The sequence below is a fragment of the Actinophytocola sp. genome (genome assembly GCF_035762905.1).
GTDB lineage: Bacteria > Actinomycetota > Actinomycetes > Mycobacteriales > Pseudonocardiaceae > DASYTH01.
On record NZ_DASUCC010000108.1, the window covers coordinates 1 to 4,872 of the forward strand.

The 4,872-nt window shown below is 68.9% G+C and carries 6 protein-coding genes and 1 pseudogene; all 7 read right to left on the bottom strand.

Annotation, left to right across the window (positions count from 1 at the left end; all coding sequences use genetic code 11):
• Positions 1-188 (bottom strand): annotated as a pseudogene (locus VFV67_RS23335) (hypothetical protein); the annotation flags it as partial.
• A 118-nt stretch (positions 189-306) separates the two neighbouring features.
• Complete coding sequence (locus VFV67_RS23340; RefSeq protein WP_326472752.1) at positions 307-1,143, bottom strand: alpha/beta hydrolase; 837 nt, start codon at positions 1,141-1,143, stop codon at positions 307-309.
• Between the two features lie 20 nt (positions 1,144-1,163).
• Complete coding sequence (locus VFV67_RS23345) at positions 1,164-1,658, bottom strand: hypothetical protein (protein ID WP_326472753.1); 495 nt, start codon at positions 1,656-1,658, stop codon at positions 1,164-1,166.
• 509 nt (positions 1,659-2,167) lie between these two features.
• Positions 2,168-3,196: an AraC family transcriptional regulator gene (locus VFV67_RS23350; RefSeq protein ID WP_326472754.1), complete on the bottom strand. Its 1,029-nt coding sequence runs from the start codon at positions 3,194-3,196 to the stop codon at positions 2,168-2,170.
• Entirely contained in the window at positions 3,174-3,590 is a 417-nt protein-coding gene (locus VFV67_RS23355) for a hypothetical protein (RefSeq protein WP_326472755.1), read from the bottom strand. Before VFV67_RS23355 ends, VFV67_RS23350 begins: the two co-directional genes overlap by 23 nt.
• Entirely contained in the window at positions 3,587-4,003 is a 417-nt protein-coding gene (locus VFV67_RS23360) for a hypothetical protein (protein WP_326472756.1), read from the bottom strand. Before VFV67_RS23360 ends, VFV67_RS23355 begins: the two co-directional genes overlap by 4 nt.
• Before the next feature lie 268 nt (positions 4,004-4,271).
• The gene (locus tag VFV67_RS23365; protein WP_326472757.1) at positions 4,272-4,454 is read right to left on the bottom strand and encodes a hypothetical protein; all 183 of its coding nucleotides are present in this window, start codon (positions 4,452-4,454) and stop codon (positions 4,272-4,274) included.
• Positions 4,455-4,872 lie beyond the last annotated feature (418 nt).

Consider the following 4,872-nt stretch of genomic DNA (forward strand, 5'->3'; position numbering starts at 1 on the left):
AGGAAGACCTGGTCGCCGGCATCGGCCCAGGAGTGCGCCGCCTCCGCCGTCAGCGACGCCGAGGTCGTGATCACCGCCGCCACCGACTTGGCCACCGCGATCAACGCGTTGGCCGCCAACGCCACCAGCACGGTGCGCAGGTCAGCGTGCCGGACCGCGTTTCGACCTGAGCATCTGTCCGGCTGCATGACCCGCGTGCTCAGCTACCTAGCAGCCTTGTCGGTAGGCAGGGTCGAGCCGGTCGCCGAGCGACCGGCGGACCTTCCGCGACGAGGCTGCCGAGATCGGGCATGGCGACACCGTTGTCTAGGACCGCAGGAAGGTGAGGAGTTCGGCGTTGAAGGTGCCCGCGTGGGTGACGTTGAGGCCGTGCGGGGCGTCGGGGATGAGGACGAGTTTGCTGTCGGGGATGGCTTCGGCGGTGCGTTTGCCGCTGACTTCGAAGGGGACGATGGCGTCGGAGTCGCCGTGGATGACCAGGGTGGGGATGGTGAACGCGACCAGGTCGTCGCGGAAGTCGGTGGTGGCGAACGCGGTGGTGCAGTCCAGGGTGCCTTTCGGGGAGGCGGCGGCCGCGATCGCCGCGTTGTAGGCCCGTAGGGGTTGGCTGACCAGGTCGGTGCGCTGGCCGACGGCGAAGAAGTTGGTGACGAACGCGTCGACGAAGGCGATCCGATCGGCGCGGATCCCATCGTGGAAGGCGGTGAGGGTGGCCTGGTCCAGGCCGCCGTCAGGGTTGTCGTCGGTCTTGAACAGGTAAGGCGGCACGGCGGCGGCGAACACGGCCTTGGCGATCCGCTCGGCGCCGTAGGTGCCGACATAGCGGGCGACCTCGCCGCCGCCCATGGAGAACCCGACCAGCGTGACACCGGTCAGGTCCAGGTGCTCGAGCAGGGTGTTCAGGTCGGCGGCGAAGGTGTCGTAGTCGTAGCCGACCCAGGGCTGCGAGGATGCGCCGAAGCCGCGCCGGTCGTAGGTGATGACCCGGTAGCCGTCCTCGACCAGCGCCGGGACCTGCTGCTCCCAGGACCGGCCGGACAGCGGCCAGCCGTGGATGAGCACCACCGGCTGCCCGCTGCCGTGATCTTCGTAGTGCAGCTCGATGGGGGAGCCGTTCTCCTCGCCGACGGTGACACGGGGCATGACAGTGTTCCTTTCCGATTTCAGGTGGTGGTGATCAGACGCCGTCGATGGTGACGTCGGCGCCCGGTGAGGTTGCCGGCCCGGTCGCTGGCCAGAAAGACCACCAGGTCGGCGATCGCGCGGGGTTGGGTGAACTGGCCGGTGACCATCGCGGCCGTGGCGTGCTGCAACCGCCGGAGGAGTGGCTCAGCGCGTAACGGGCGATGGTCCGCACCGCGGCGAACACCCGACCAGCCGGCCGCGCAGTGCAAGTCGGCGGCGACGTGTTTCGTGGACGGAGCCCGCAACGCTTTCCAGTCCCAGCGGTGAGTGTCCAGGTCCTCCATGGTGATGGTGAACTCCCGGTCGGTCCGGTTGATCCGCGGCGGGCGAACGATCGGGATTGTCGGGACGCGGGCGATCAGCACCCATCCGGGCGGCAGCTCGACCGAATCCGTCACCCCCTCAGGCAACACCGGGCAGATGTCGGTGTCCAAGACCCAATCGGGGCGAATCGATAACTCGGCGACCGCCACGGGCGCAAGCGGCTGTTCCTTCAGCCGGCCTGCTCGGCGAGTCCGACGATGACGCCCTCGGGACCGAGGGGCGTCCAGATCTGTGCGTAGCATCGCGTCGATGGCCGTTTTGAACGGATCCAGCCGGGGACTTGCGCGGCGGCGGCTTCGTGCGCGGCGCGGCCAGGCCGACGACAGCGCCTGCCGCACCGTGCGCCGGTGCACCCGGTATTTGCGCGCCAGGGCCGAATCGACAATCGGTCGATTCTCGAGTCACGCCGGATTGCCGCGAACAACTCCACCTTGCTCGCCACGCTGCTACCGCCCACGGCCAGCATCCGGTCGCGGTCAGGTCCATTGACATTGTCGCGATCGGGACCGGGGGCGTGGTGTGGCGTTCTCCTCGGCTGGCGGTGGAAGTCTCCTGCCGTCTCAGTGAGGTGACCCGCTCCGACCGGGGTGTCCTGGACCGTGACCTGCGTGACCGCGGCTGGACCATCGTGACCGGTCTCGGCCGGACCAAACCGTCGTCACCGAGGGTTGATGCTGGCAGTTCCGGGTTGTGGGTCCTGTTGGCGGTAGCGGCCGGGGGACATGCCTGTCCATGCCCGGAATGCGCGGTAGAACGAGGCCGGGTCGCCGAATCCGAGGAGGAAGGCGATTTCGGCGTCGCTGAACGAGGTGGTACCGAGATATGCCCGGGCGTGGTCGTGGCGTATCTCGTCGAGCAGGTCGCGGAAGGAGGTGCCGTGCTCGCGAAGCAGCCGCTGCAGGGAACGGCCGCTCATCGCCATGTCGCGGGCCACCGTGTCGACGGTGGGCCGCGTCCCGGCGGGGAGTCGTTGGGTGATCGCTGAGCGCACCCGTTCGATGTCGGTGTCGGGCGCTGTCGGGGTGTTGGCCCGAAGGTAGGGGAGCAGTGCCCGCAGCAGTGCCGGATTGTGGGTGCCGAGTGGGCGTTCGAGGTCGGTGCTGGCGAGCACGACTGTGTTGTGCGGTGCGCCGAGCCGGATCGGGCAGGCGTAGTACGCGGCGTGGCCGCTGGGGGTGTCCAGCACCGGTGTGGCCAGTTCGATCCGCAGTGGTGCGTCGAAGGCGACCCGCCGGGCCAGTTCGGTCAGGAACGCCAGTTCCGCGTCGACGAGTGCCTGGGGCGGGGGTCCCGCGCCGCCGGGCCAGCGGTAGGTGATCGTCGCTTCCCCGCTGGCCCGGTCGATGCTCGCCTCGACGTCCTCGGGGCTGAGGATGCGCTTGTACCGGGCAATGACCTCGACCGCGGCGCCGAGCGTGGCGCAGCTGAACACGGCCAGGAAGTACGGTTCGGTGAGGTCGGTGCGGACCGCGCGGGCCAGCGCGATCCCGATGCCGGGGTCGTCGCTGACCTTCCGGATCGCCCGCCACAGTTCGAAGTAGGCGCCGACCGGCAGCGCGGCGCCGGGTCCGGCGAGCAGGTCCGGGGGTAGGCCGGCGAGCGCCAGCACGTCACCGGGTGCTACTCCGCAGGCCCGCAGCGCGCCTTCCAGCCCGACCGGGACCTTACATCTGGTGGGTGGTGTCATAACGTCGGCTTGCGCGGATTCCCAGGATGAGCAGGAGCCCGATCAGGTAGTGGGTCGGGATCGCCACGAGGACCCCGGCCTTCGCCTGGGTGGTGGCGAAGACGCCTGGAATGGTAAGCCACACCAGCCAGTCCACGGTCGCGCTCCCCAGTTGGTAGAACGCCAGGCCTGCGGCGACGCCCCGGTGCGGGCGATGCCGCAGCACCCAGGCCACCAACGCCTGGCTGGCCAGCGCCACCGCGAGGAGCTTGACCACCCACTGCCCGTCCGGGTTGATGTTCCAGCCGGTGACCTCGGCGATCACGCTCGGCGGGAGCAGCCCGATCAACGCGTAGACCGCCTCGACCACGGCCACCAGGGCGAAGCCGAACCGCAGGTCGACCAGCCGGCTCATGCGACCGACCCGACCAGGTGCAACCGGTTGCGCAGCAACTCACCGTGGCCGCAGCGCAGCACGTGCGGCAGGCCGAAGATCGTGGCCAGGGCGAGCGGCACATCACCGAGCGCCAGGACCACCACGAACGGGCCGGCCTCCTCGGACAGGTCCAGCGTGAACACCGCCAACACGAAGACCAGCCGGATGATGCCGTTCCAGTACGGAAACGCCCCGAACCGTCGCAGATCCACCGACGAAAGCACCAGCACGATGCCGGCGAACAACCCGACCAGCGCCGGCAGCCACACCCAGAACTCGGCCTCCGGCATCCGCAGACCAACCGCCTCGGGCACCCCAGGAGTCAGAAAAACCACGATCGCCGCGGCGTTGTAGACACCCGCGATCCGCACGAACCATGTCATGAAACGCATGCGGTGAATGCTGGGCCCGACAGGCGGGCCAGACAACGACGTTCCCCGCCAGAATACTGGCAAAGCACGCCAATCCCGCACGCCGGCTGGTTACGCCCCGATGTAGGCGAGCAGATCCGCGACCACCGGTGCAGCGCCATAGGGTCGCCTCGGACGACGAGCAGCCGCGCCGCAACGGCGCGACACCGACCGCCGGTAACGACCACCAGCTTCACGCGATTCAGGTCCACGAGGGCCGCGGTCCCGGTCCGGTGAGCGACTCCCAGGCTCACCACGACACGCTGGACCGCGCCTCCTCGCCAATCGGCGCATAGAGGACAGCGACGTACGGCGCCAGCCAGCGGGTAGTAGATCTTGATCGCGGCCCGGCGAGTGGCGCACGTCGGACAGCGACCAGGTTGGCCTGGTTGACAGTCTGCACGATGCCCAGACCGAGCGCGAACATCGCCACGCAGCCGAACCACACCGACCGATCAGGACACAGAGCAACGACCACGGACGCGTGAGACTTCACGTGATTCGCGGGATAACACCACGACTGGTGTCCGAGGGGGGGAATACCTGCGCAATGCAGGTATCCATGTGAAAGAGGTTACCAGGGTCGGGCTGGTGCCGCAGGTGCGCGGGTCGCGTATTGGTACGCGCCCGCGCAACGGCTGCTCGTCGAGCATCTGGTCGTCACACCGTGCCGGATCGGGTGGAGTCGTCGGCAGGCGCGGACAACCTGGCCGAGTGGGTGTGAGCCCTGGTCGGACCGCGCGGCGCCTAGCCACTACGTATGCCCTCAACCGCGTCCCCGTTGGGTCCGCCTGCTCGGATTCGCTGCGCAGTCACCACCCGGCGAACCCACGCCCGCACGGGCATGCCTC

Excerpts from the sequence above, each read along its gene's own strand:
- VFV67_RS23360 (WP_326472756.1), bottom strand. The coding sequence starts at position 4,003 with ATGCGTTTCATGACATGGTTCGTGCGGATCGCGGGTGTCTACAACGCC.
- VFV67_RS23340 (WP_326472752.1), bottom strand. The coding sequence starts at position 1,143 with ATGCCCCGTGTCACCGTCGGCGAGGAGAACGGCTCCCCCATCGAGCTG.
- VFV67_RS23350 (WP_326472754.1), bottom strand. The coding sequence starts at position 3,196 with ATGACACCACCCACCAGATGTAAGGTCCCGGTCGGGCTGGAAGGCGCG.
- VFV67_RS23355 (WP_326472755.1), bottom strand. The coding sequence starts at position 3,590 with ATGAGCCGGCTGGTCGACCTGCGGTTCGGCTTCGCCCTGGTGGCCGTG.